General features: G+C 67.4%; 24 protein-coding genes. 23 read left to right on the top strand and 1 reads right to left on the bottom strand.

The window, feature by feature from the left end; genetic code table 11:
• The 15 genes from nuoH (at nt 1) to KTR66_RS11190 (ending at nt 15,563) form a co-directional block, all read left to right on the top strand.
• Nucleotides 1–1,011, top strand: a complete 1,011-nt coding sequence (nuoH, locus tag KTR66_RS11120) for an NADH-quinone oxidoreductase subunit NuoH (RefSeq protein ID WP_213612663.1) — start codon at nt 1–3, stop codon at nt 1,009–1,011.
• On the top strand, nt 1,008–1,496 hold the full coding sequence (nuoI, locus tag KTR66_RS11125) for an NADH-quinone oxidoreductase subunit NuoI (protein WP_213612664.1): 489 nt from the start codon (nt 1,008–1,010) through the stop codon (nt 1,494–1,496). Before nuoH ends, nuoI begins: the two co-directional genes overlap by 4 nt.
• Complete coding sequence (locus tag KTR66_RS11130) at nt 1,493–2,173, top strand: NADH-quinone oxidoreductase subunit J (protein ID WP_213612665.1); 681 nt, start codon at nt 1,493–1,495, stop codon at nt 2,171–2,173. Before nuoI ends, KTR66_RS11130 begins: the two co-directional genes overlap by 4 nt.
• Complete coding sequence (nuoK, locus tag KTR66_RS11135; RefSeq protein WP_213612666.1) at nt 2,173–2,484, top strand: NADH-quinone oxidoreductase subunit NuoK; 312 nt, start codon at nt 2,173–2,175, stop codon at nt 2,482–2,484. Before KTR66_RS11130 ends, nuoK begins: the two co-directional genes overlap by 1 nt.
• 4 nt (nt 2,485–2,488) lie before the next feature.
• Complete coding sequence (gene nuoL, locus KTR66_RS11140; protein ID WP_213612667.1) at nt 2,489–4,399, top strand: NADH-quinone oxidoreductase subunit L; 1,911 nt, start codon at nt 2,489–2,491, stop codon at nt 4,397–4,399.
• A gap of 3 nt (nt 4,400–4,402) precedes the next feature.
• On the top strand, nt 4,403–5,908 hold the full coding sequence (locus tag KTR66_RS11145) for an NADH-quinone oxidoreductase subunit M (RefSeq protein WP_213612668.1): 1,506 nt from the start codon (nt 4,403–4,405) through the stop codon (nt 5,906–5,908).
• Complete coding sequence (gene nuoN / locus KTR66_RS11150; RefSeq protein WP_213612669.1) at nt 5,908–7,329, top strand: NADH-quinone oxidoreductase subunit NuoN; 1,422 nt, start codon at nt 5,908–5,910, stop codon at nt 7,327–7,329. The genes KTR66_RS11145 and nuoN overlap by 1 nt, the downstream gene beginning before the upstream one ends.
• Nucleotides 7,326–8,060 carry a biotin--[acetyl-CoA-carboxylase] ligase gene (locus KTR66_RS11155; protein ID WP_213612670.1) on the top strand — a complete coding sequence of 245 codons (735 nt, stop codon included), beginning with the start codon at nt 7,326–7,328 and terminating at the stop codon, nt 8,058–8,060. The genes nuoN and KTR66_RS11155 overlap by 4 nt, the downstream gene beginning before the upstream one ends.
• Nucleotides 8,044–8,838: a type III pantothenate kinase gene (locus KTR66_RS11160; protein WP_213612671.1), complete on the top strand. Its 795-nt coding sequence runs from the start codon at nt 8,044–8,046 to the stop codon at nt 8,836–8,838. The genes KTR66_RS11155 and KTR66_RS11160 overlap by 17 nt, the downstream gene beginning before the upstream one ends.
• 14 nt (nt 8,839–8,852) lie before the next feature.
• Nucleotides 8,853–10,487, top strand: coding sequence for a ribonuclease J (locus KTR66_RS11165; protein WP_213612672.1), 1,635 nt, complete (start codon nt 8,853–8,855; stop codon nt 10,485–10,487).
• A gap of 1 nt (nt 10,488) precedes the next feature.
• Complete coding sequence (locus KTR66_RS11170; RefSeq protein WP_213612673.1) at nt 10,489–10,752, top strand: DUF1467 family protein; 264 nt, start codon at nt 10,489–10,491, stop codon at nt 10,750–10,752.
• A 388-nt stretch (nt 10,753–11,140) separates the two neighbouring features.
• On the top strand, nt 11,141–12,454 hold the full coding sequence (gene proS, locus KTR66_RS11175) for a proline--tRNA ligase (RefSeq protein ID WP_213612674.1): 1,314 nt from the start codon (nt 11,141–11,143) through the stop codon (nt 12,452–12,454).
• Nucleotides 12,454–13,704, top strand: coding sequence for a lipoprotein-releasing ABC transporter permease subunit (locus tag KTR66_RS11180; protein WP_213612675.1), 1,251 nt, complete (start codon nt 12,454–12,456; stop codon nt 13,702–13,704). Before proS ends, KTR66_RS11180 begins: the two co-directional genes overlap by 1 nt.
• Entirely contained in the window at nt 13,697–14,377 is a 681-nt protein-coding gene (locus tag KTR66_RS11185) for an ABC transporter ATP-binding protein (protein WP_213612676.1), read from the top strand. Before KTR66_RS11180 ends, KTR66_RS11185 begins: the two co-directional genes overlap by 8 nt.
• A gap of 49 nt (nt 14,378–14,426) precedes the next feature.
• Nucleotides 14,427–15,563, top strand: coding sequence for a CaiB/BaiF CoA-transferase family protein (locus KTR66_RS11190; RefSeq protein ID WP_213612677.1), 1,137 nt, complete (start codon nt 14,427–14,429; stop codon nt 15,561–15,563).
• On the opposite strand, the gene KTR66_RS11195 is transcribed toward KTR66_RS11190, so the two are convergent.
• Complete coding sequence (locus tag KTR66_RS11195) at nt 15,560–16,192, bottom strand: GntR family transcriptional regulator (RefSeq protein ID WP_213612678.1); 633 nt, start codon at nt 16,190–16,192, stop codon at nt 15,560–15,562. The genes KTR66_RS11190 and KTR66_RS11195 overlap by 4 nt on opposite strands.
• 127 nt (nt 16,193–16,319) lie before the next feature.
• On the opposite strand from KTR66_RS11195, the gene KTR66_RS11200 reads away from it, so the two are divergent.
• The 8 genes from KTR66_RS11200 to KTR66_RS11235 all read left to right on the top strand — a co-directional run bounded on the left by KTR66_RS11200 (nt 16,320) and on the right by KTR66_RS11235 (nt 22,967).
• Nucleotides 16,320–17,036: a TenA family transcriptional regulator gene (locus tag KTR66_RS11200; protein ID WP_213612679.1), complete on the top strand. Its 717-nt coding sequence runs from the start codon at nt 16,320–16,322 to the stop codon at nt 17,034–17,036.
• A complete protein-coding gene (locus tag KTR66_RS11205; protein ID WP_213612680.1) occupies nt 17,036–17,332 on the top strand; it encodes a 2Fe-2S iron-sulfur cluster-binding protein in 297 nt (98 codons plus the stop codon). Before KTR66_RS11200 ends, KTR66_RS11205 begins: the two co-directional genes overlap by 1 nt.
• Nucleotides 17,332–17,631, top strand: coding sequence for a ferredoxin (locus tag KTR66_RS11210; protein WP_213612681.1), 300 nt, complete (start codon nt 17,332–17,334; stop codon nt 17,629–17,631). Before KTR66_RS11205 ends, KTR66_RS11210 begins: the two co-directional genes overlap by 1 nt.
• Entirely contained in the window at nt 17,628–17,957 is a 330-nt protein-coding gene (locus tag KTR66_RS11215; protein ID WP_213612682.1) for a 2Fe-2S iron-sulfur cluster-binding protein, read from the top strand. Before KTR66_RS11210 ends, KTR66_RS11215 begins: the two co-directional genes overlap by 4 nt.
• Complete coding sequence (locus tag KTR66_RS11220; RefSeq protein WP_213612683.1) at nt 17,954–18,433, top strand: heme-binding protein; 480 nt, start codon at nt 17,954–17,956, stop codon at nt 18,431–18,433. The genes KTR66_RS11215 and KTR66_RS11220 overlap by 4 nt, the downstream gene beginning before the upstream one ends.
• A gap of 70 nt (nt 18,434–18,503) precedes the next feature.
• Nucleotides 18,504–19,943, top strand: coding sequence for an NAD-dependent succinate-semialdehyde dehydrogenase (locus KTR66_RS11225; RefSeq protein WP_213612684.1), 1,440 nt, complete (start codon nt 18,504–18,506; stop codon nt 19,941–19,943).
• A gap of 110 nt (nt 19,944–20,053) precedes the next feature.
• Complete coding sequence (locus KTR66_RS11230; protein WP_213612685.1) at nt 20,054–21,739, top strand: hypothetical protein; 1,686 nt, start codon at nt 20,054–20,056, stop codon at nt 21,737–21,739.
• A gap of 64 nt (nt 21,740–21,803) precedes the next feature.
• The gene (locus KTR66_RS11235; RefSeq protein WP_213612686.1) at nt 21,804–22,967 is read left to right on the top strand and encodes a glycosyltransferase family 2 protein; all 1,164 of its coding nucleotides are present in this window, start codon (nt 21,804–21,806) and stop codon (nt 22,965–22,967) included.
• Nucleotides 22,968–22,982 lie beyond the last annotated feature (15 nt).

Genomic DNA, 22,982 nt, shown 5'->3' on the forward strand with positions numbered 1-22,982 from the left:
ATGACGGATTTACTCAACTCCCCGATCGGCGTGCTGGCGCTCACCGTGGCGCAGGCGCTGGCGCTTCTGGTGCCGATCCTGGTCGCGGTCGCCTACCTCACCTGGGCCGAGCGCAAGGTGCTGGGTGCCATGCAGATGCGGCGCGGACCGAACGTGGTCGGCCCCTTTGGCCTGCTGCAGCCCTTCGCCGATGCGTTGAAGATGCTGATGAAGGAGACGATCATTCCTTCCGGCGCCTCTCGCGGGCTGTTCATCCTGGCGCCGATGCTCACCTTCATCCTGGCCATGATGGCCTGGGCGGTGATCCCGGTGAATGACGGCTGGGCGATCGCCGACATCAATGTCGGCATCCTCTACCTCTTCGCCATCTCCTCGCTGGGTGTCTACGGCATCATCATCGCGGGCTGGGCGTCCAATTCGAAATACGCCTTCCTCGGCGCGCTGCGCTCGGCGGCGCAGATGGTCTCCTATGAAGTCTCGATGGGCTTCGTGATCGTGACCGTGCTGCTCTGCGTCGGCTCGCTGAACCTGACGGAGATCGTCCGCGCGCAGGAGAACCTCTGGTTCGCCATCCCGCTCTTTCCGATGTTCGTCATCTTTTTCATCAGCACGCTGGCCGAGACCAACCGTGCCCCCTTCGACCTGCCCGAGGGCGAGAGCGAGCTGGTGGCGGGCTTCTTCGTCGAATACAGCTCGATGAGCTTCGCGCTGTTCTTCCTCGGCGAATACGCGAACATGATCCTCATGTCCGCGCTGACCACCATCCTCTTCCTGGGGGGCTGGTATCCGCCGCTCGACATCGCGCCGCTGAACTGGATCCCGGGCCCCGTGTGGTTCGCGCTGAAGGTGGCGGCGCTGCTCTTCGTCTTCATCTGGGTGCGCGCGACCTTCCCCCGCTATCGCTATGACCAGCTGATGCGGCTGGGCTGGAAGGTTTTTCTTCCGTTCAGCCTGGTCTGGCTCGTGCTCACAGCCGCGTTCCTCAAGCTGACAGGGTTGCTGCCCGCATGACCTCTCTGGACCGCTTTGCGCGCTCGTTTCTGCTGGCCGAGCTGGTCTCGGGCATGGCGCAGACCCTGCGGCAATTCTTCAGCCGCAAGGTCACGCTGAACTACCCCTACGAGAAGACGCCGCTCTCGCCGCGCTTCAAGGGCGAGCACGCGCTGCGCCGCTATCCCAATGGCGAGGAGCGCTGCATCGCCTGCAAGCTCTGCGAGGCGGTCTGCCCCGCCCAGGCCATCACCATCGAGGCCGAACCGCGCGAGGACGGCTCCCGCCGCACCACGCGCTACGACATCGACATGACGAAGTGCATCTATTGCGGCATGTGCGAGGAAGCCTGCCCGGTGGACGCCATCGTCGAGGGGCCAAACGCGGAATTCGCGACCGAAACCCGCGAGGAGCTGATGTACGACAAGGACCGCCTGCTCGCGAATGGCGACCGGTGGGAGAGCCTTCTCGCCAAGCGTCTCGAACTGGATGCGCCCTACCGATGATCGCCGGCCTCGCCTTCTACCTCTTCGCCTTCATCCTCATCGCCTCGGCGGTGATGGTGGTGACGTCGCGCAACCCCGTCTATTCGGTGCTCTACCTCATCCTCGCCTTCTTCAACGCGGCAGCGCTCTTCCTGATCGCGGGCGCGGAGTTCCTGGCGATGATCCTGGTCATCGTCTATGTCGGCGCGGTCGCGGTGCTGTTCCTGTTTGTCGTGATGATGCTCGACATCGGCTTCGCGCAGATGCGGGAGGGCTTCCAGCGCTATCTGCCGGTGGGCGCCGTGATCGGCGGCATCCTCTTCCTGGAGCTTCTGCTGGTGCTGGGCGCCTGGCGCTTCGCGGCCGATGTGGGTGACCTGCGGCTCTCGCCGACGCCCGCCGGTGTCTCCAACACGGAGGCGCTGGGGCGCGTCATCTACACGGACTACATCTACCTCTTCCAGGCTTCGGGCCTGATCCTGCTGGTGGCCATGATCGGCGCGATCGTGCTGACGCTGCGCGACAAGCCGCAGGCGAAGCGCCAGAACATCGCCGAGCAGATCGCCCGCTCCTCCGAGGTGGTGATGGCGCAGCCGGCCATCGGTGCCGGCATCAACCGCGCGGAGATCCTGCGGCCGCTGCCGCCGCCCGTCGCGGAGAAGCCCAAGCCCGTGGCGCATGACGGGGGGCACCACTGATGCTGACCATCGGCCTCGCGCATTACCTCACGGTGGGCGCCATTCTCTTCGTGCTGGGCGTGCTCGGCATCTTCCTGAACCGCAAGAACGTCATCGTGATCCTGATGAGCGTGGAGCTCATCCTGCTCGCGGTGAATTTGAATTTCGTGGCCTTCTCGGCCCGGCTCGATGATCTCACCGGCCAGGTCTTCGCCATGTTCATCCTGACCGTCGCCGCCGCCGAGGCGGCGATCGGCCTGGCCATTGTCGTCATCTACTTCCGAAACCGGGGCAGCATCGAGGTCGATGACGTCTCGGCCCTGAAAGGCTGACCCGATGTTCGTCGGAGCCATCTTCTTCCCCCTGCTGGGCGCCTGCATCAGCGGCTTCTTCGGCCGCTGGATCGGCGACCGCGCGGCCATGTGGTCCACCGTGCTCTGCATGGCGCTGGCCGCCATCTGCGGCAGCATGGCCTTCTTCCAGGTGGCGCTCGGCGGCCAGCCGGCCACCGTCACCCTCTTCACCTGGATGGATGTGGGCGAGCTCGAATTCGCCTGGGCGCTGCGCTACGATACGCTGAGCGCGATCATGGTCGGCATGGTGACGCTGATCTCCACGCTGATCCATCTCTACAGCATCGGCTACATGTCCCACGACGCGACGCCGAGCCGCTTCTTCGCCTACCTCTCCCTCTTCACCTTCATGATGCTGATGCTGGTGACGGCGGACAACCTCGTGCAGCTCTTCTTCGGCTGGGAGGGCGTGGGCCTCGCGAGCTACCTGCTCATCGGCTACTGGTATGAGAAGGACAGCGCCAATGCGGCGGCGATGAAGGCCTTCATCGTGAACCGCGTGGGCGACGTCTTCTTCATGCTCGGCATGGCGCTGACCTTCCTGATCTTCGGCAGCCTCGAGTTCAACACGATCTTCGCCGCCGCCGCCTCCAAGGTGGACGAGACCTTCCTCGGCCTGCCGGCGCTGGAGCTGATCGGCGTGCTGCTCTTCCTCGGCGCCTGCGGCAAGTCGGCGCAGCTTGGCCTGCACACCTGGCTGCCGGACGCGATGGAGGGGCCCACGCCCGTCTCCGCGCTGATCCATGCGGCGACGATGGTGACGGCGGGCGTCTTCCTGATCTGCCGCATGTCGCCGGTGATGGAGTACGCGCCGGTGGCGCTCGCCATCGTGACGGTGGTGGGCGCCTCGACCGCGCTGTTTGCCGCGACGATCGGCTGCGTGCAGAACGACATCAAGCGCATCATCGCCTACTCGACCTGCTCGCAGCTCGGCTACATGTTCTTCGCCGCCGGCGTGGGTCTCTATCAGGCCGCGATGTTCCACCTCTTCACCCACGCCTTCTTCAAGGCGCTGCTCTTCCTGGGCGCCGGCAGCGTGATCCATGCCATGTCGGACGAGCAGGACATCCGGAAGATGGGCGGCATCTGGAAGAAGATCCCGGTCACCTATCTGGTGATGTGGATCGGTTCGCTCGCCCTGGCGGGCATCCCGATCTTCGCCGGCTACTACTCGAAGGATGCGATCCTGGAAGGCGCCATCGCGGCGCATAGCGGGGTTGGCGCCTATGCCTTCGCCTGCGGTGTGATCGCCGCCTTCCTCACGGCCTTCTACTCCTGGCGCCTGCTGATCCTGACCTTCCACGGCAAGCCGCGGGCGGATCACCACACCATGGAGCATGTGCATGAAAGCCCGCTCGTCATGCTCGTGCCGCTGGTCGTGCTCTCAGTCGGTGCCATCACCACGGGCTTCGTCTTCGCGCCCTATTTCATCGGCGACAACGCGACGGCCTTCTGGAACGGCGCCATCTTCAACCTGCCGGCCAAGCACATGATGGAGGCGCTGCACCACGCGCCGCATTGGGTGCCGACGCTCGCGAAGACGGTTGCCATCAGCGGCATCGCGCTGGCTGTGGTCATCTATGGCTTCATGCCGCAGCTGCCCGGCCGCGTCGCCGCCATGGCCCCGCGCGCCTATCAGTTCCTGCTGAACAAGTGGTATTTCGACGAGCTGTATGACCGCATTTTCGTCCAGCCGGCGCGCCGCATGGCGGTCCAGCTCTGGCAGGTGGGCGATGTGCGGATCATCGACGGCATGCCCAATGGCGCGGCCAGCATGGCAGCGACCACCGCGCGTGGCGTGGTGCGGCTGCAGACGGGGAGGGTGGCGAACTACGCCTTCGCCATGATCATCGGCCTCGTCCTCTTCGTCTCACTCTATCTGATGGGGCGCTGAGCGATGGGCTTCCCGCTTCTCTCCCTGATCACCTTCCTGCCCCTGCTGGGTGCGGCCATCATCATGTGCGTGCGCGGCGAGGAACAGGTCGTCGCCAGCAATGCGCGCTGGACGGCGCTCTGGACCAGCCTCATCACCTTCGGCCTCTCGCTCATTCTCTGGGCACAGTTCGACAAGACGAGCGTGGATTTCCAGTTCGTCGAGCAGCTCTCCTGGCTGCCGGAGTTCGGCGTCTCCTACATCATGGGCGTGGACGGCATCTCCGTGCTGTTCATCCTGCTTTCCACCCTGCTGACGCCCATCTGCGTCCTCGCCTCATGGGAGAGTGTGCAGAACCGTGTGCGCGAATACATGGTCGCCTTCCTCATCCTCGAGACGATGATGGTGGGCATGTTCGCGGCGCTGGACTTCATGCTCTTCTACATCTTCTTCGAGGCCGTGCTGATCCCGATGTTCCTGATCATCGGCATCTGGGGCGGTGCGCGGCGGGTCTACGCCTCCTACAAGTTCTTCCTCTACACGCTGCTCGGCTCGGTGCTGATGCTGCTGGCCATCATCGCGCTCTGGTACCAGGCGGGCACGACGAACATCGCGGAGCTGGCGGAGTACGACATTCCGTTCAACATGCAGGTCTGGCTGTTCCTGGCCTTCTTCGCCTCCTTCGCGGTCAAGGTGCCGATGTGGCCGGTCCATACCTGGCTGCCGGACGCCCACGTGGAAGCGCCGACGGCGGGCTCGGTCATCCTGGCCGGCGTGCTGCTGAAGATGGGCGCCTATGGCTTCCTGCGCTTCAGCCTGCCGCTGCTGCCCGAAGCCAGCTTCTACTTCGCGCCCTTCATCTATGTGCTGAGCATCGTGGCGGTGGTCTACACCAGCCTCGTCGCACTCGCGCAGACCGACATGAAGAAGCTGATCGCCTATTCCTCGGTCGCGCATATGGGCATCGTCACGCTCGGTATTTTTACCTTCAACCAGCAGGGCATCGAGGGCGCGCTCTTCACCATGCTCTCGCACGGCGTGGTCTCCGGCGCGCTCTTCCTCTGCGTGGGCGTGCTCTATGACCGCGTGCACAGCCGTGAGATCGCGCGCTATGGCGGCGTGGCGAAGATCATGCCGGCCTATGCGCTGATCTTCATGCTCTTCACCATGGCCTCGGTCGCGCTGCCGGGCACGGCGGGCTTCCCGGGCGAGTTCCTGGTGATCCTGGGCGCCTGGGCGGTGAACCCCTGGGTCGCCTTTGGCGCCGCACTCGGCATGATCCTGGGCGCGGCCTATATGCTGTTCCTGTATCGCCGCGTGGCCTTCGGCCGGATCATCCGGGACGACCTGAAGTCCCTGCTCGATCTCAGCCCGCGCGAATATGCCATCTTCGCGCCGCTCATCGCGCTGACGCTCTGGATGGGCATCTACCCGCAATCCTTCCTCTCCTTCTTCTCGGTGACGGTGGCGGAGCTGGTGCAGGAGCACCAGGCCGCGATCGGCGCCGCTTCGCGTCTGGCAGGCCTCTGATGAACTGGACCCTCGCCCTCCCGGAACTGGCGCTGGCGCTTTCGGGCCTCGCGATCCTCGTCTTCGGCGTGATCCCCAAGCGCGACACGACCTTCCCCTGCACCATGCTGGTGCTGGGCGCCTTCCTGCTGGCCGGCGTGCTGGTGCTGGCCCAGGGCGAGGGCACGGCCTTCGCCGGGCAGTACGTGGCCGATGCCTTCTCGGGCTTCATGAAGCTGCTGGCGCTGGCCGCCGCGGCCCTCGGCCTGCTGCTGGCGCTGGACTGGAACGAGAAGGAGCGCCTCTCGCGCTTCGAATTCCCGGTGCTCGTCCTCTTCGCCACGCTCGGCATGATGGTCATGATCTCGGCGAATGACCTGATGAGCCTTTATCTCGGGCTCGAGCTGCTCTCCCTGCCGCTCTACGTGCTCGCCTCCTTCGACCGGGACAATGGCCGCTCGGCCGAGGCGGGGCTCAAGTATTTCGTGCTGGGCGCGCTGGCCTCGGGCCTGATGCTCTACGGCGCCTCGCTGGTCTATGGCTTCGCGGGCACCACGAATTTCGATCGCCTGGCCGATGCGCTCTCGAGCCCGCAGGATGTGTCGAACGGCGTGGTGGTGGGCATCATCTTCATCATCGCCGCCATGGCCTTCAAGATCGCGGCCGTGCCCTTCCACATGTGGACGCCCGATGTTTATGAGGGCGCGCCCACGCCGGTGACGGCCTTCTTCGCCTCCGCGCCCAAGGTGGCCGCCGTGGCGCTGCTGGTCCGCATCCTGGCCGGGCCCTTCAGCGATGTGGTCGGCCAGTGGCAGCAGGTGATCGTGCTGGCCTCGCTCGGCTCCATGATCCTCGGCGCCTTCGCCGCGATCGGGCAGACCAACATCAAGCGGCTGATGGCCTATTCCTCCATCGGCCATGTCGGCTTCACCCTGATGGGCCTGGCCGTCGGCGGCGAGAGCGGTCTGCGCGGCGTGCTGGTCTACATGGCCATCTACATCGCCATGAACATCGGTGCCTTCGCCGTGCTCATCGCCATGCGGCGCGATGGCCGCGCGGTGGAGGGCGTGGAGGACCTGGCGGGCCTGGGCCGGAGCGACCCCGGCATGGCGCTGGCCATGGCGATCTTCATGTTCTCCATGGCGGGTATTCCGCCGCTGGCCGGCTTCTTCGCCAAGCTCTACGTCCTGCTGCCCGCGATCGAGCAGGGCTTCTGGCTGCTGGCGGTGGTGGCCGTGCTCTGCTCGGTGGTTTCAGCCTATTACTATCTGCGCATCGTGAAGGTGATGTATTTCGACGCGGCGAAGCCGGGCTTCGATGCGCGCCCCACCGGCGTTTCGGTGGTGCTGGCCGGCACGGGCGCCTTCACGCTCTTCTTTTTCCTGTTCCCCGCGCCGCTCCTCGCGGCCGCGCGGCAGGCGGTGGCGGCGCTGATCGGGTGACGGGCGGCTTTCGCCTCGAAATCCACGATCTTCTCCCCAGCACGCAGAGTCTCCTCACCGAGAAGGCGGGGCAGGGGGAACCTGCCGGGCTCGCCATCCTGGCCCGCCGGCAGAGCGCGGGCAGGGGCCGGGCGGGCCGGCCCTGGCTCTCCGACCCGGGCAATTTGCACATCTCCATCCTGCTGCGGCCGGGCGGGCCTGCCCGGGACATCGCGGGCTATGCCCTTCTGGCCGCCGTCGCGCTGCATGACGCCGCCTGCCACCACGCGCCCGGCCGGGCGCTGCGGCTGAAATGGCCCAACGACCTGATGGGGGAGGGGGCCAAGCTCGCCGGCATCCTTTCCGAGGCGGCATTGGATGACCAAGCCAGGGTCGCCCATCTGATCTTCGGCATCGGCGTGAACCTGGCCCATGCGCCGCCGGTGCCGGGGAGGGAGGTGACCTGCCTTGGCCCCATTCCGCCCGAGGGATTCGCCGCGACCCTGCTGGACCGCCTGGCGCATTGGCTGGCGCTGCGGGAGGCCCAAGGCTTCGCCCCCATCCGCGCTGCCTGGATGGAGCGTGGCCCTCAGCGCGGCTCTCACATGACGTTGCGGCAAGGCGACAATCCCGTCACGGGAAGCTACGAAGGGCTCGCCGAGGATGGCGGGCTCATTCTCGCCACGGCCGGAGGCCCGCATGTCTTCCATGTGGGCGAGGTGATGGAACGACCCGATGCTTCTCGCGATTGACGCCGGCAACACCAATGTCGTCTTCGCCGTGCATGACGGCACGGAGTGGCGCGGCCGCTGGCGGATCGCGACGGACCCCAATCGCACCAGCGACGAATACGCCGTCTGGCTGCTGGCGCTGATGCAGCATGCGGGGCTGCGCCCGGCCGATGTGCAGCGCTGCGTCATCGGCACCGTCGTGCCGGTCGCGCTCTACAACCTCCGCCGACTCTGTCGCGACTGGTTCGGCAATGAGCCGCTGGTGGCGCGTTCGGTCCTGGACTGGGGCTTCCAGATCAAGGTGGATCAGCCGCAGGAGGTGGGCGCGGACCGCCTGCTGAACGCACTGGCGGCGCATCACCATTACCAGGGGCCGCTCATCGTCATTGATTTCGGCACGGCCACCACCTTCGACGTGGTGGATGGCACGGGCGCCTATCTGGGCGGCGTGATCGCGCCTGGCATCAATCTCTCCATCGAGGCGCTGCACCGCGCCGCGGCCCGTCTGCCCCGCATCGGCATCGGACGGCCGCAGGCGGCGATCGGCCGCAACACGGTCTCCGCCATGCAATCGGGCATCTTCTGGGGTTATGTCGGCATGATGGAAGGCATCGTCTCGCGCATCCGCGCCGAGGTGGAACTGCCGCGCATGAAGGTCATCGCGACCGGCGGCCTGGCTCCCCTGCTGGCCGAGGGCACCACCCTGATCGAACGCATCGACCCTGACATCACGCTGGAGGGGCTTCGCCTGTTGGCGGAACGCAACCCCAGCCCCATCTCTCAAAAAGACCTTTTGTGAAATCAACAGACACCATGGACGACTTTGCCTTCATCCCGCTCGGTGGCACCGGCGAGATCGGGATGAACCTCAATGTGTACCGCTGCGACGGGAAATATCTCGCCGTGGATTGCGGCATCGGCTTCGGCGGGGCGGAAAACCCGGCCGTGGATGTGATGGTGCCCGACCCGGCCTGGCTGTCCGAACGCAGCAAGGATCTGGTGGCGCTGGTCATCACCCATGCGCATGAGGACCATATCGGGGCCGTGGCCCATCTCTGGCCGAGCCTGAAATGCCCGGTCATCGCCGGGCCCTTCGCCAGCAACGTGCTGCGCCGCAAGCTGGCCGAGGCGGGCCTGGGCCAGGATGTGAAGATCATCACGCACGGGTTGCCAGGGACGCATGAGGTCGGGCCCTTCGGCCTCGAATTCATCCGCGTCACGCATTCCGTGCCGGAAGCCTGCGCGCTGGCCATCCGCACGCGGCATGGCCTCGTCGTGCACACGGGCGATTGGAAGCTCGACCCCCAGCCGCTGATCGGCCCGCCCACGGACGAGGCCGCCTTCGCGCGCCTGGGCGCCGAGGGCGTGCTGGCCATGGTGTGCGACAGCACCAATGCCATGGTGGAGGGCCATTCGGGCAGCGAAGCCGAGGTTCGCCGCAACCTCAAGGCGCTGATCGGCGGGCTGCGCGGGCGCGTGGCCGTCACCTGCTTCTCCACCAACCTGGCGCGCATCGAATCCATCGCGCTGGCCGGTCAGGCGGCGGGGCGGGAGGTGGCGCTGTTCGGCCGCTCGCTGCGCAACGCCGTGCAGTCGGCGCGGGATTGCGGCTACCTCTCCTCCGTGCGGGACTTCATCAGCGAGGAGGAGGCGGACCGCCTGCCGGATGATGAACTCCTCATCATCTGCACCGGCAGCCAGGGCGAGGAGCGCAGCGCGCTCGCCAAGATCGCGGCCGATACCCACCCCAACATCTCGCTGGGGGAGGGGGATACCGTCATCTTCTCCTCGCGCATGATCCCGGGGAATGAGCGCGGCATCCTGCATGTCCAGGATGAGCTGACGCGGGCCGGCTGCCGGGTGATGACGGCCGATGACCACGCCGTCCATGTCTCGGGCCACCCGGCGCGGGATGAACTGAAGAAGCTCTACGCCCTGGTGAAGCCCAAGGTGGCCATCCCGGTGCATGGCGAATGGCGGCACCTCTCGCAGCACGCCGACCTCGCGCAGGAATGCGGCGCCGAGCCGATCCTGGTCGAGGATGGGGATGTGGTGCGCCTCGGCCCGGGCAAGCCGAAGATCGCCGAGAGCGTGCCGACCGGGCGCCTCGCGGTGGATGGGCCACGCCTGCTGCCCATGGAGGGCGGTGTGATCGGGGCACGCAAGCGCATGCTGTTCAACGGCATCGTGGTTGCCAGCCTGGCGGTGGATGAGGCCGGGCGCGTCATCGGCCGCCCGCGCGTCTCCGCACCTGGGCTCTTCGAGGCGGAGGGGCCGGAATCGGGGCAGCTCGAGGATGAATTGGCGCGCGGCGTCGGCGAATTGCCAAAGGGCCTGCGCCGCGAGGACGACGCCCTGACCGAGGCCGCGCGCGCCGTGCTGCGAAAGGCCGTGGGGCGGCGGCTGAAGAAGCGGCCCAATGTCGAAATCCACCTCTTAAGAGTCTGATATGGGCTGGTTTCTCGGTTTCGTCGTCTATGCGCTGATCTGGTGGACGGCGCTGTTCTGCGTCCTGCCCATCGGCGTGCGGCCGGATGCCAAGGGCGATGTGGAGGCGGGCGGCTGGCGCGGCACGCCGACGAAACTGCATCTCGGCCGGAAGCTGATCGGGACCACGATTCTCTCGGCCGTGCTCTGGCTGGGGGTCTATGCGCTGGTCGAGAGCAACTGGATCAGCTTCCGGGACCCCTGGCTCTCGATCCCCGATCGGTGACCTGCACAAAGAAAAGGCGACTGTCCGGGTTTCCCTGGACCGCCGCCTGCGTTTTGAGCATCCGTTGGCCGGACGCTCGTTTTTTCGCCGTCTACAGCACCGATTGGCGTTGAGGCTTCCCGGCCTTTTGCGGCAATCTTCACTTCAGAGAGAGGATTTTCCTCTTTCTGCCGTGTGACTGGCGTTTCCTCCCTAAACTTGGGCCGCTCCCGTTCGGGGGTGGCCCTTTCTTTTTCTTAAGCCATTTCGTTCACACCTATCAAGACATTTTCGAGCCTTCCGGACATGTTGCGGCGCAGCATTGTTGCGCGTCCGTGCGGGCGGTTTCGGCCAAACCCGTTCTCGGTTAGGTTCCGCGCCGACCCCCGACCGGTAAGGAATTCTGGCCTTGCGTCTCACCCGCGCCTTTCTGCCCACCCTCAAGGAAACCCCGGCCGAGGCGCAGATCGTCTCGCACCGGCTGATGCTGCGCGCGGGGCTGATCCGGCAGACCTCGGCCGGCATCTATGCCTGGCTGCCGGCGGGCTGGCGCGTGCTGCAGCGCGTGACGCAGATCGTGCGCGAAGAGCAGGACCGCGCCGGCGCCCAGGAAGTGCTGATGCCGACCATCCAGTCGGCCGAGCTCTGGCAGCGCTCCGGCCGCTATGAGGATTACGGCAAGGAGATGCTGCGCCTGAAGGACCGGCATGAGCGCGACATGCTCTTCGGGCCGACCAATGAGGAGATGATCACGGACATCTTCCGCGGCTATGCCACCAGCTACCGCGACCTGCCGCGCAACCTCTATCACATCCAGTGGAAGTTCCGGGACGAGGTGCGCCCGCGCTTCGGCGTGATGCGTGGCCGCGAATTCCTGATGAAGGACGCCTATTCCTTCGACATGACGGTGGAGGGCGCCCAGCATTCCTACCGCCAGATGATGCTGGCCTATCTGCGCACCTTCCAGCGCATGGGGCTGAAGGCCGTGCCGATGCGCGCGGATACCGGCCCCATCGGCGGCAATCTCAGCCACGAATTCATCATCCTGGCCGAGACGGGCGAGAGCACCGTCTTCTACGACAGCGAATTCGAAAGCCGCGACTGGGCGGATGCGAGCCTCGGCTATGACGATGTGCCGGCTCTGCAGGGCTTCTTCGACCAGGTCACTTCCATGTACGCGGCGACCGAGGAGATGCATGACCCGGCCGCCTGGGAGGGCGTGCCTGAGGCGCGCCGGCGCGAGGGCAAAGGCATCGAGGTCGGCCACATCTTCTATTTCGGCCAGAAGTATTCCGCGACGATGGGCCTCTCCGTCGCGGGGCCCGATGGCGCGAATGTGGTGCCGGAGATGGGCAGCTACGGCATCGGCGTCTCGCGCCTCGTCGCCGCGCTGATCGAGGCGAACCACGACGATGCCGGGATCAAGTGGCCGGATGCGGTCGCACCCTGGAAGCTCGCCATCCTGAACCTGAAGGTGGGCGATGCGGCGTGTGACGCGCTCTGCGAAAAGCTCTACGCCGCCTTCCCCGACCAGGCCGTGTATGACGACCGCGCCGAGCGCGCCGGCGTGAAGTTCAACGATGCCGACCTGATGGGCTTCCCCTGGCAGGCCATCATCGGGCCCCGCGGCGCGGCCGCCGGGAAGGTGGAGCTGAAGCGCCGCATGACGGGTGAGCGCGTGGAGTTGTCTCTCGAGGACGCGCTCGCGAAGCTCAACGCTTGATGTTCAACGCCTTCGAACGCACCGTCGCCGCGCGCTATCTCATGTCGCGCAAGAGCGACCGCTTCACCTCGGTGATCGCGGGCTTCTCGCTCATCGGCATCATGCTGGGCGTGGCGACGCTCATCATCGTCATGTCGGTCATGGGCGGCTTCCGGCAGGAATTGCTCGGGCGCATCCTGGGCCTGAACGGGCATCTCGGCGTCTATGCGGCCGATCGCGGCAATCTGCGCGATTTCGACGCCATCGCCGCCACCATCCGCCGCCTGCCCAATGTCGTCTCCGCGACCCCCATCGTGGAGGGCCAGGTGCTGCTGACCGGCGCGGGGGCGACGGCCACGGGCGGCCTCGCGCGCGGCATCCGGCCGGATGATCTCCGCGCGCGACCTATCATCGCGCAGAACATCCGCGCCGGCTCGCTCGCGAATTTCGAAGGGGAGGATGCGGTTGCCATCGGCACGCGCCTCGCTTTCCGGCTGGGGCTGTCCATCGGCGACAAGATCACGCTGGTGAGCCCGCAGGGGCGTGCGACGGTGATCGGCACCATCCCGCGGCTGCGCGCCTATACCGTTGCCGCGATCTTTGAAGTCGGCATGAACGAGTATGACAGCACCTATGTCTTCATGCCGCTGAGCGCCGCGCAGATCTATTTCCAGACGGGCGATGCGGCCTCCCAGGTCGAAGTGTTCGTGGCGGATCCGACGCGCGTGCGGGCCGTGAACCGCGAGATCCGAGCCGCACTCAGCCAGCCGGTCCGCATTCTCGACTGGCAGGACGCCAATTCCAGCTTCTTCGCGGCGGTGCAGGTGGAGCGGAACGTGATGTTCCTGATCCTGACCCTCATCATCATCGTCGCCGCCTTCAACATCATCTCCTCCCTCATCATGCTGGTGAAGGACAAGGGGCGGGACATCGCGGTGCTGCGCACCATGGGCGCCACGCGCGGCGCCATCATGCGCATCTTCCTGATGTGTGGCGCCTGGATCGGCGTGGTCGGCACGCTGGCGGGCTTCCTCGTCGGCGTCGTCTTCTGCCTGAACATCGAGAGCATCCGGCAATTCATCCAGATGCTGAGCGGCACCGAGCTGTTCAGCGCCGAGATCTACTTCCTCACGCAACTCCCCGCCGTGCTGAACTGGACCGAGGTGGCGCAGGTGGTGGCGCTGGCCCTCTCACTCGCGCTGCTGGCGACGATTTATCCGAGCTGGCGCGCGGCGAAGACGGACCCTGTCGAGATGCTGCGCAATGAGTAGCCCGCCGCTGGAGCTGCGCGCCGTCGAGCGGCGCTACAAGACCGAGGCCGGCGCGCTCACGGTGCTGCGCGGCGCGGACCTGACCTTGCAGGCTGGCGAGATCGTGGCGCTCGTCGCCCCCTCGGGCACGGGCAAGTCCACGCTGCTGCATGTGACCGGCCTGCTGGAGCGCCCGGATGGCGGCGAGGTCTTCGTCGAAGGGGCGGCTGCCGGCACGCTCAGCGATGATGCGCGCACGGCGATCCGCCGCAACACCATCGGCTTCGTCTACCAGTTCCATCACCTCCTCCCCGAATTCACGGCGGAGGAGAATGTGATGCTGCCCCAGCTCGCCGCCGGCACGCCGCGCGGCACGGCCAAGGCGCGGGCGGCGGAGATCCTGGGCCAGTTCGGCCTGGCCGCGCGGCTGCAGCACCGGCCGGGCAAGCTCTCGGGTGGCGAGCAGCAGCGTGTCGCCATCGCCCGCGCGCTGGCCAATGCGCCGCGCCTGCTGCTGGCGGATGAGCCGACCGGCAATCTCGACACCGGAACCGCGAACCTGGTCTTCGAGGAGTTGCTGCGCGAGGCGCGGGGCAGGGGCCTCGCCTGCCTCATCGCCACGCACAACCCGGAGCTTGCTGCGCGCATGGACCGCACCGTCACGCTGCGCGAGGGCCGCGTCGTCCCCGGGTAGCGCGGTACGCGGCAGCGCCTAAACTGCGCCCCGACAGGAGGGACGCAAGATGGATCTGCCGCTGACGGGGCTCACCGTGATCGAAGTGGGCCAGGCGCTGGCCGGGCCCTTGGCCGGCGTGGTGCTGGCCGATATGGGCGCCGATGTGATCAAGGTGGAAAAGCCCGATGGCGGGGATGATGCCCGCCTTTGGGGCCCGCCCTATGGGCCGGACGGCGTCACCTCGCTCTATTTCCACGGGCAGAACCGCTCCAAGCGCTCCATCACGCTCGACCTCAAGAAGCCCGAGGACGTGGCCGAGCTGCATCGGCTGTGTGAGAGCGCCGACATCCTGATCCAGAACCTGCGCCCCGGCGTGGTGGAGGAGATCGGCATCGGGCCGGAGGCGATGCTCGAGCGGCATCCACGCCTGATCTACTGCTCCATCTGGGCCTTCGGTTTCGAGGGGCCGATGAAGATGAAGCCGGGCTTCGACCCGCTGCTCCAGGCCTATGGCGGGATGATGAGCGTGACCGGCCAGCCCGATGGCCCGCCCACCTTCTGTGGCGCCTCGATCAACGACAAGGCGACGGGGCTCTTCATCACCATCGGGGCACTTGCGGCGCTGCGCTGGCGCGACCGCACGGGAAAGGGCTGCCTGGTGGATGGCAGCCTCTTCGAGACGGCGGCCTTCTGGGTGGAGGGGCAGATCAACAACCACCTGGCCACCGGCGACATCCCGCAGCGGCACGGCACGGGGGCGGCGGTGATCGTGCCCTACCAGGTCTTCGACACGGCGGACCGGCCTCTGTGCCTCGCCGCCGGCAACAATCGGCTCTTTGCCCGCGCGGCCAAGGTGATGGGGCATCCCGAATGGGCGGAGGATCCGCGCTTCGCCACCGGCGGCAACCGCGTGCGCAACAAGGATGCGCTGATCCCGCTGATCAAGGCCGTGCTGCTGACGCGCCCGCGCGACGAATGGCTGGCCGAGCTGGATGCCGTCGGCGTGCCGAGCGGGCCGGTGAATGACATCGCGGAGGTCACGGCCAGCCCGCAAATGGCGGCGGTGGATCTGATCCAGGACCTGCCGGGCGGCGGCCCGAAGGTCATTGGCCTGCCGCTCTCCTTCAACCGGCAACGCCCGAAGCCGCGCAGCGATTCGCCCAAGCTCGGCGCGCATAACCGCGAGATCCTGGGGCGGGATTAGCCGTCCTGCCGGCGGCCCGCGCGGCGCACATGCCGCGCGGCGAGCAGGGCGGCGAGTTCCTCGTCGCCCTCGGAGACGGCCTCCAGGATCATCGCGTGCTCCTGCCAGTCGCGCACGGCGCGTTCGGTGCTGTTGCGGCGAAAAACGAGCTCGGTGCGTTCGCGCAGCGGGCGCATCACCTCACGCAGGGCCTGGTTGGTGCCGGCGAGCGCCAGCAGGTCATGGAATTCGGTGTTGAGCGCGGCCAGCTGCTCGGCATCGCGCTGCGGGGCCGCGGCGAGTGCGGCGCCGCGTTCCAGCAGCGCCTCGATCTCGGCTTGCGTCTTCGCGTTGCAGTGGCGCGCGGCGAGGCGTGCGGTCAGCCCTTCCAGCACGGCGCGCACCTCGATCAGGTCCCGCGCGAAATCCTCCGTCATCACCGCGACCTGCGCGCCGCGCGTGCCTTCGGCGGGCACGGCGAGGCCCTCGGCGATCAGCTGCTGGATGGCCTCGCGGATCGGCACGCGGGACATGCCGAGCTCGGCCGAAAGGCGTTCCTCCACAAGCCTTTCGCCGGGCTGGAGTGCGCCGGAGAGGATGGCGGCGCGCAGGCGCTGCAGGGCCTGGCGGCTGAGGGGTTCGCGGGTCATGGGTTCATTGTATACGAAAAGGGCGCGATATGCGTCTGATCTTCCCTAAATCGGGAAGGTTTCGTTTGACTCCGGCACTTCTCGTATACCATGCTCGCATCCTCCCCACCGCAGGAAGGACGCGCCCATGACCGCCCTGATGACCCATGACGAGTTCCGCACCGCGCTCGAGAACGCCATCAAGGGCAAGGCCGCGACCGCCTCGCCCTTCAGCATCGCCTGGGCCAATGGCACGCTGACGCGCGAGCATCTCTGCCGCTGGGCCGAGAACCACTACCACTATGTCGGCCCCTTCGCCGACTACCTCGGCTACGTCTATGCCCGCATGCCCGCGCACATGACCGAGGCCAAGGATTTCCTCCTGGCCAACATGTATGAGGAGGAGATCGGCGGCGATCGCCACACCGACCTCTTGATCCGCTTCGCCGAGGCCTGTGGGACCACGCGGGAGCGCGTGCAGAACCCCGACAACATGTCCCCCACCACCCGCGGCCTGCAGAGCTGGTGCTATGCGGTGGCGATGCGCGAGGACCCGGTGGTGGCCGTGGCCGCGCTGGTCGTCGGCCTCGAATCCCAGGTGCCCAGCATCTACCGCAAGCAGACGCCGACGCTGCGTGAGAAATACGGCTTCACCGACGAGGAGGTGGAGTTCTTCGACCTGCACATCGTCTCGGATGAGATCCATGGCGAGCGCGGCTACCAGATCGTCCTCGAGCATGCGAACACGGTCGAGCTGCAGCAGAAATGCCTGCGGATCTGCGAGATCGGCGCCGAGATGCGGCTGCTCTACACCACGGCGCTGTATCACGACTATGTCGAGCGCCGCCTCGCCGCCGCGGCCTGATGCCGAAGGTCACCTTCCACAAGGCGGGCGAGGTGCATGAGGGCGAGGTGCCGGAGAAGGGCAACCTCGTCGTCCGCGCCGGCATCAGGAAATACCCCTGGCCGCATCTGCGCTATGGCTGCGGCATGGGCAAATGCGGCAAATGCGCCTGCCGCGTGCTGGCGGGCGGCGACGCGCTGCCCGAGCCCAATTGGAAGGAAGTGAAGCAGCTGGGCGAGCGCATCGGCGAGGGCTACCGGCTGATGTGCCAGCTCTGGCTCGAGCATGACATCACCCTGGAACAGGATGCGGCCTGATGCCCCAATATGTGATCCTGACCAGCAAGCCCGGCCAGTTCCGCACCGAACTGACACCCGGCCTGGTTCCGGTCGAGACCTATGACTACCAGGCTCAGGGCAAGCTGCGCGCGCAATTCGTGATCGCGGAATTGCAGCACGAGACCAAGCTGCGCGTGGTGGATCTGGCCGGCGAGCCGATCCTGAACCTGGTGCCCAGCAAGTTCCTGCCCCGCTTCGCCGATCTCGATGCGGCGCGGGCGGAGCTCTCGCATCTCACCCGCTTCCGCAGCGTCGAGGCCGAGCTGGTTCGTCAATGAGCGAGGCTGAGGCGCCGCGCATCCGCGTGACCTTCGTGAGCAATGACGGCAAGCAGGTGGAGGCCGCGGCCGGTGGCAGCCTGCTGCGCATCTCCATCCGCGAGAAGGGCGGCATTCCCTTCAAATGCGGCGGCGGGCATTGCGGCACCTGCCGCTGCCGCTTCGAGGCCGGCCTGGAACACGCCTCCGCCGTCACGGCCAAGGAGCGCAAGCATCTGACGGAGGAGGAATTCGCCGCCGGCTGGCGCATGGCCTGCCAGACCTTCGTGAACGGCGATGCCAGCATCTCCTGGCCGCCCAAGCCTGCTCAGGGAACCGCTGCATGAAATCCGCCCTGAAGCTCGAAACCCGCGAGGCGCGGGCGATGGTGGCCGGCGCCACGGCCAAGGCGCTGGAGATCGGCGTGCGGCAGAGCGTGTGCATCGTGGATGAGGGCGGCGTGCCCATCCTGCTGGAGCGCATGGATGGCGCCCGCATCACGGGGCCCCAGATCGCCTGGAACAAGGCCTTCACCGCGGCCGGGCACAAGCGCTCCACCCATCTGTTCAACACGCCGCCCAACGGGCCGGCTCTGCCGGGCAATGAGGCCTTCGGCATCCAATGGAGCTTCGAGGGGCGCTTCGCGGTCTTCGTCGGCGGCTTTCCCATCGTGCTGAACGGCGAAGTCGTCGGCGGCATCGGCCTCTCGGGTGGCAATGGCGAGCAGGACATCGCCTGCGGCGTGGCCGGCCTCCAGGCCCTGGCCGAGCTTCTGGGCCCCGAGGGGCATGTCGTGCAGGTCGCGGCCGACCTGAAGCTCTGACGCCGCCCCCTGGGTTGTGCCTTCGGCGAAGCTGCCCCACCTTCTCGCCAAAGCAACCGGAGAGACCCCCATGGCCGATTATCCCAACACCCTGCTGCACATCGCCGGCGAATGGCGCGAGGGCGAGGGCGGTCGCAAGATCGACGTCCTGAACCCCGCCAATGAGGAGGTGATCGGCACCGTCGCCCATGCCTCGATCAAGGATCTGGACGCGGCGCTGGCGGCCACCGAGCGCGGCTTCGCGGCCTGGCGCAAGGTCGGCACCTATGACCGCTCCAAGATGATGCGCAAGGCGGCGGACCTGATGCGCTCCCGCGCCGATGAGATCGCCAAGCTCATGACGATGGAGCAGGGCAAGCCGCTGGGCGAGGCCAAGGTCGAGATCATGGGTGGTGCGGACACCATCGACTGGTTCGCCGAGGAAGGCCGCCGCGCCTATGGCCATGTCATCCCGGCCCGCGCCCCCGGCGTCTACCAGATGACGATCAAGGAGCCGGTCGGCCCCGTCGCCGCCTTCACGCCCTGGAACTTCCCGATCAACCAGATCGTCCGCAAGCTCTCGGCGGCGCTGACCACCGGCTGCTCGATCATCGTGAAGGCGCCGGAAGAGACGCCGGCCAGCCCGGCCGCGCTCATCAAGTGCTTCCTCGATGCCGGCGTGCCGGGCGATGTGATCGGCCTGGTCTACGGCGTGCCGAGCGAGATCAGCTCCTACCTCATCGCGAGCCCGATCATCCGCAAGGTGACGTTCACCGGCTCCACCCCCGTGGGCAAGATGCTGGCCGCCATGGCCGGCCAGCACATGAAGCGCGTGACGATGGAATTGGGCGGCCATGCGCCGGCGATGGTCTTCGACGATGCCGATGTGGAGCACGCGGCCAAGACGCTCGCTTTCGCCAAGTTCCGCAACGCCGGCCAGGTCTGCGTCAGCCCGACGCGCTTCCTGGTGCAGGAGCGCGTCTATGACCAGTTCGTCGCGAGCTTCGTGGGCCATGCCAAGGCGCTGAAGGTCGGCAATGGCCTGGAGGCCGATACCCAGATGGGCCCGATGGCCAATGAGCGCCGCGTGCCGCAGATGGAGGTGCTGATCGCCGATGCCAAGCAGAAGGGCGCCGAGGTCGTCACCGGCGGCAACCGCATCGGCAACAAGGGCTATTTCTTCGAGCCGACAGTGGTGGCGGGTGTCACCACCGACATGCGCGCGATGAACGAGGAGCCCTTCGGCCCCGTCGCCCTGATGCGCCCCTTCAAGACGCTGGACGAAGTGGTGAGCGAGGCGAACCGCCTGCCCTTCGGCCTCGCCAGCTACGCCTTCACCGGCAGCGGCAAGACGGCCTCCGCGCTCGCGGCCGGCGTCGAGGTGGGGATGATGACCATCAACCACCTGGGCCTCGCCATCCCCGAAGTGCCCTTCGGCGGCGTGAAGGACAGCGGCTACGGCACCGAGGGCGGCGATGAGGCGATCGAGGCCTACCTCAACACCAAGTTCGTGACCCAGGCCGGCCTGTAAGGCTCAGCCTCCGCCCATGATGAGCCCGCCGTCCGGCAGAGGCCGGGCGGCGGGCTTTCTCGTTTCGAGCTCGGGTTGCTGGCGCCCTGGCGCTGGGCTACCCCGCGCGCATGCCAAGCCGCCCCTGGATCCTGCCCTACGGCCTGCTGCTGGCCGGCTTCGCCTGGGTCTGGGCCAGCCTGCCGCTGATGGCCATTCCCAATGCGGGCGTGGATGACGCGCTCTTCGTCCGCCATGCGGCGCTGATCCTCAGCGGCCAATGGCTCGGCCCCTACACGCAGTTCACCCTGGCCAAGGGGGTCGGCTATCCGCTCTGGCTGGCGCTGACGGGCGGGCTGGCCATCCCCGCCCTGCTGGCCCAGGCGCTGCTCTATGCGGCGGCCGCGCTGCTGCTGGTGCGGGCGCTTTCGCGCTGGATCCCGCAGGAGGGCGCGCTGTTTGCTCTGCTGGTCCTGCTGCTGGCCAACCCAGGCCTCTATGGCACCGAGAACCTGCGGATCATCCGCGAGGGCTTCTACACGCCCACCCTGCTGATGATCCTGGCCCTGCTGCTCTGGTGGGTGCGCTGGTCGGGCGAGGGGCTCGCGGCGCGGCTCAGCCTCGCCGCGGCGCTGGGCCTTGCCCTCGGCCTCTTCCACCTGACGCGCGAGGAGGGGGTCTGGATCCTGCCCTTCCTGCTGGGCTGCCTGCTGCTGCGCGGCCTCGCCTTCTGGCGCGGCTGGACGCCCGCCTCCTGGCGGGCCGAGGCGGTGGCGCTGCTGGCCTGCGGCGTCATGGCCGTGCTGCCGGTGCTGGCGGTGAGCGCCATGAACGCCCGGGTCTATGGCGTCTTCCGCACCGTGGAGTTCCGCGACCCCGCCTTCATCGCCGCCTATTCGGCGCTGGCCCGCCTGGGGCCCGAGGAGCCCTCGCTCATCGTGCTGCCCCGGGCGCGGCTGCCGGAATTGTTCGCGGCGAGTCCGGCGGCGGCCGAGCTTGCCCCCTATTTCGAGGGCACCCGCGGGCAGGACTACCTCAATGTCGGCTGCCAGACCTACCGCATCACCCCCTGCGACGCCGAGTTCCGCGCCGCCTGGTTCATGTGGGCGCTGCGCGATGCCACCGTGGTCGTCGCCGGCCACACCGATGCCGTCGCGGTCCAGCGCTTCAACCTGCGCCTGGCCGAGGAGGTGAACGCCGCCTGCGCCAGCGGCCAACTCGCCTGCCTGCCGGCGCGCCACAGCCTGGCCCCGCGGTTTCGCGCCGCCTATATCCTGCCCACGCTGGGCGCCGCCTGGCAGGTCTGGACCACCGGTCTCGCGCCGGTCGGGCTGCCCGATCCGCGGCGGCTGCGCTCGGTCTATTTCTCCGGCGGGGAGCTGGAACCCCGCGGCTCGGCCTTCCTCGACGTCGTGCGCGGAGACCTCTTCGTGGACGTGCTGCGGCCGGAGGCGACGCCGCCCTATCCCTTCCCCTCGCTCGCCGTGGAGCGCGCGACACGATTGCTGCGCGGGTTGGAGGGGTGGATGCGCGTCTGGGGCATCCTGGGGCCGCTGCTGCAGGTGGCGGCGCTGCTGGCGCTGCTGGCGCTGCCCTGGCTCTGGCGCGCCCGGCCGGAGCGCGCCTGCTGGCCCATGCTGGCGCTCTGCGCGGGGGCCTATCTGATCTATGCCACCCGCGTGGCGCTGCTGGCCTATCTCGACACGGTCGCCATCCCGAGCGTGAACATGCTCTACCTCTCGCCCGCCATGCCCGCGCTTCTGCTGGGCCTCGCCTTGCCGCTGATCCTGCTGTGGCGGACGCTCCGCCGGGGCTGACCGGGTTCCCGGGCCGCGCATCACCCCATATATGGCCCCAGCCGGGACCGGCCGAGGAGAATCCATGACCGCCGCGTCGCTCGAACTCACCATCCTGATGCCCTGCCTGAACGAGGCGGAGACGCTCGCCACCTGCATCCGCAAGGCGATGGGCTACCTGGCGCGCAGCGGCGTCCAGGGCGAGGTGCTGATCGCCGACAATGGCAGCACCGATGGCAGCCAGGCGATCGCGGAGAGCCTCGGCGCGCGGGTGCTGCCGGTGCCCGAGCGCGGCTATGGCGCGGCGCTGATCGCGGGCATCAAGGGCGCGCGCGGCCGCTTCGTCATCATGGGCGACAGCGATGACAGCTATGACTTCGAGAACCTCGACCCCTTCGTGGCCAAGCTGCGCGAGGGCCATGACCTCGTCATGGGCAACCGCTTCAAGGGCGGCATCAAGCCCGGCGCCATGCCGCCTTTGCACCGCTACCTCGGCAACCCGGTGCTGACGACGATCGGCCGCGTCTTCTTCGGCAGCCCGAGCGGCGATTTCCACTGCGGTCTGCGCGGCTTCAACCGCGACGCCATCCTCGGGCTCGACCTGCGCGCGCCCGGCATGGAATTCGCGAGCGAGATGGTGGTGAAGGCCACGTTGCAGAAGCTGCGCATCACCGAGGTGCCGACGACGCTCTCCCCCGATGGCCGTTCCCGTCCGCCGCATCTGCGCTCCTGGCGGGATGGCTGGCGGCATCTGCGCTTCCTGCTGGTCTTCTGCCCGCGCTGGCTCTTCCTCTATCCGGGGCTGATCCTCTTCCTGGGCGGCCTCTTCGGCATGGGCGCGCTGCTGACCGGGCCGGCAAAGCTGGGTGGTGTCACGCTCGACGTGCACACGCTGCTCTACGCCTCGGCGGCGGTGAGCATGGGCTTCCAGCTCATCCTCTTCTGGGCCTTCGCCCGCATCCATGGGGCGCGCGAGGGGCTGGTGCCGGAGCAGCCCTTGCTCACCGCCTTCCTGGCGCGCTTCGGGCTGGAGCCCGCGCTGCTGACGGCGTTGGGCTTGTTCGTGCTCGGCCTGCTGCTGGGCCTGGCGGCGGTGGTGATCTGGGGATCGGTCAGCTTCGGCGAGATCGGAGGGCATGGGACGATGCGGCTGGCCATCGCCTCCATGACGGCCATGCTGCTGGGGTTGCAGTTGGCCATGGGCGCCTTCTTCATCGCGGTGCTGGACATGGTGCGCGCGCGGCGGTGAAGGCGCGCTAAACTC

Source organism: Roseococcus sp. SDR (genome assembly GCF_019083995.1).
GTDB lineage: Bacteria > Pseudomonadota > Alphaproteobacteria > Acetobacterales > Acetobacteraceae > Roseococcus.

What these genes read in the sequence shown, in the direction of transcription:
- nuoH (WP_213612663.1), top strand. Translation starts at nt 1, where the DNA reads ATGACGGATTTACTCAACTCCCCGATCGGCGTGCTGGCGCTCACCGTG.
- nuoI (WP_213612664.1), top strand. Translation starts at nt 1,008, where the DNA reads ATGACCTCTCTGGACCGCTTTGCGCGCTCGTTTCTGCTGGCCGAGCTG.
- KTR66_RS11130 (WP_213612665.1), top strand. Translation starts at nt 1,493, where the DNA reads ATGATCGCCGGCCTCGCCTTCTACCTCTTCGCCTTCATCCTCATCGCC.
- nuoK (WP_213612666.1), top strand. Translation starts at nt 2,173, where the DNA reads ATGCTGACCATCGGCCTCGCGCATTACCTCACGGTGGGCGCCATTCTC.
- nuoL (WP_213612667.1), top strand. Translation starts at nt 2,489, where the DNA reads ATGTTCGTCGGAGCCATCTTCTTCCCCCTGCTGGGCGCCTGCATCAGC.
- KTR66_RS11145 (WP_213612668.1), top strand. Translation starts at nt 4,403, where the DNA reads ATGGGCTTCCCGCTTCTCTCCCTGATCACCTTCCTGCCCCTGCTGGGT.
- nuoN (WP_213612669.1), top strand. Translation starts at nt 5,908, where the DNA reads ATGAACTGGACCCTCGCCCTCCCGGAACTGGCGCTGGCGCTTTCGGGC.
- KTR66_RS11160 (WP_213612671.1), top strand. Translation starts at nt 8,044, where the DNA reads ATGCTTCTCGCGATTGACGCCGGCAACACCAATGTCGTCTTCGCCGTG.
- KTR66_RS11165 (WP_213612672.1), top strand. Translation starts at nt 8,853, where the DNA reads ATGGACGACTTTGCCTTCATCCCGCTCGGTGGCACCGGCGAGATCGGG.
- KTR66_RS11170 (WP_213612673.1), top strand. Translation starts at nt 10,489, where the DNA reads ATGGGCTGGTTTCTCGGTTTCGTCGTCTATGCGCTGATCTGGTGGACG.
- KTR66_RS11180 (WP_213612675.1), top strand. Translation starts at nt 12,454, where the DNA reads ATGTTCAACGCCTTCGAACGCACCGTCGCCGCGCGCTATCTCATGTCG.
- KTR66_RS11185 (WP_213612676.1), top strand. Translation starts at nt 13,697, where the DNA reads ATGAGTAGCCCGCCGCTGGAGCTGCGCGCCGTCGAGCGGCGCTACAAG.
- KTR66_RS11190 (WP_213612677.1), top strand. Translation starts at nt 14,427, where the DNA reads ATGGATCTGCCGCTGACGGGGCTCACCGTGATCGAAGTGGGCCAGGCG.
- KTR66_RS11195 (WP_213612678.1), bottom strand. Translation starts at nt 16,192, where the DNA reads ATGACCCGCGAACCCCTCAGCCGCCAGGCCCTGCAGCGCCTGCGCGCC.
- KTR66_RS11200 (WP_213612679.1), top strand. Translation starts at nt 16,320, where the DNA reads ATGACCGCCCTGATGACCCATGACGAGTTCCGCACCGCGCTCGAGAAC.
- KTR66_RS11205 (WP_213612680.1), top strand. Translation starts at nt 17,036, where the DNA reads ATGCCGAAGGTCACCTTCCACAAGGCGGGCGAGGTGCATGAGGGCGAG.
- KTR66_RS11210 (WP_213612681.1), top strand. Translation starts at nt 17,332, where the DNA reads ATGCCCCAATATGTGATCCTGACCAGCAAGCCCGGCCAGTTCCGCACC.
- KTR66_RS11215 (WP_213612682.1), top strand. Translation starts at nt 17,628, where the DNA reads ATGAGCGAGGCTGAGGCGCCGCGCATCCGCGTGACCTTCGTGAGCAAT.
- KTR66_RS11220 (WP_213612683.1), top strand. Translation starts at nt 17,954, where the DNA reads ATGAAATCCGCCCTGAAGCTCGAAACCCGCGAGGCGCGGGCGATGGTG.
- KTR66_RS11225 (WP_213612684.1), top strand. Translation starts at nt 18,504, where the DNA reads ATGGCCGATTATCCCAACACCCTGCTGCACATCGCCGGCGAATGGCGC.
- KTR66_RS11230 (WP_213612685.1), top strand. Translation starts at nt 20,054, where the DNA reads ATGCCAAGCCGCCCCTGGATCCTGCCCTACGGCCTGCTGCTGGCCGGC.
- KTR66_RS11235 (WP_213612686.1), top strand. Translation starts at nt 21,804, where the DNA reads ATGACCGCCGCGTCGCTCGAACTCACCATCCTGATGCCCTGCCTGAAC.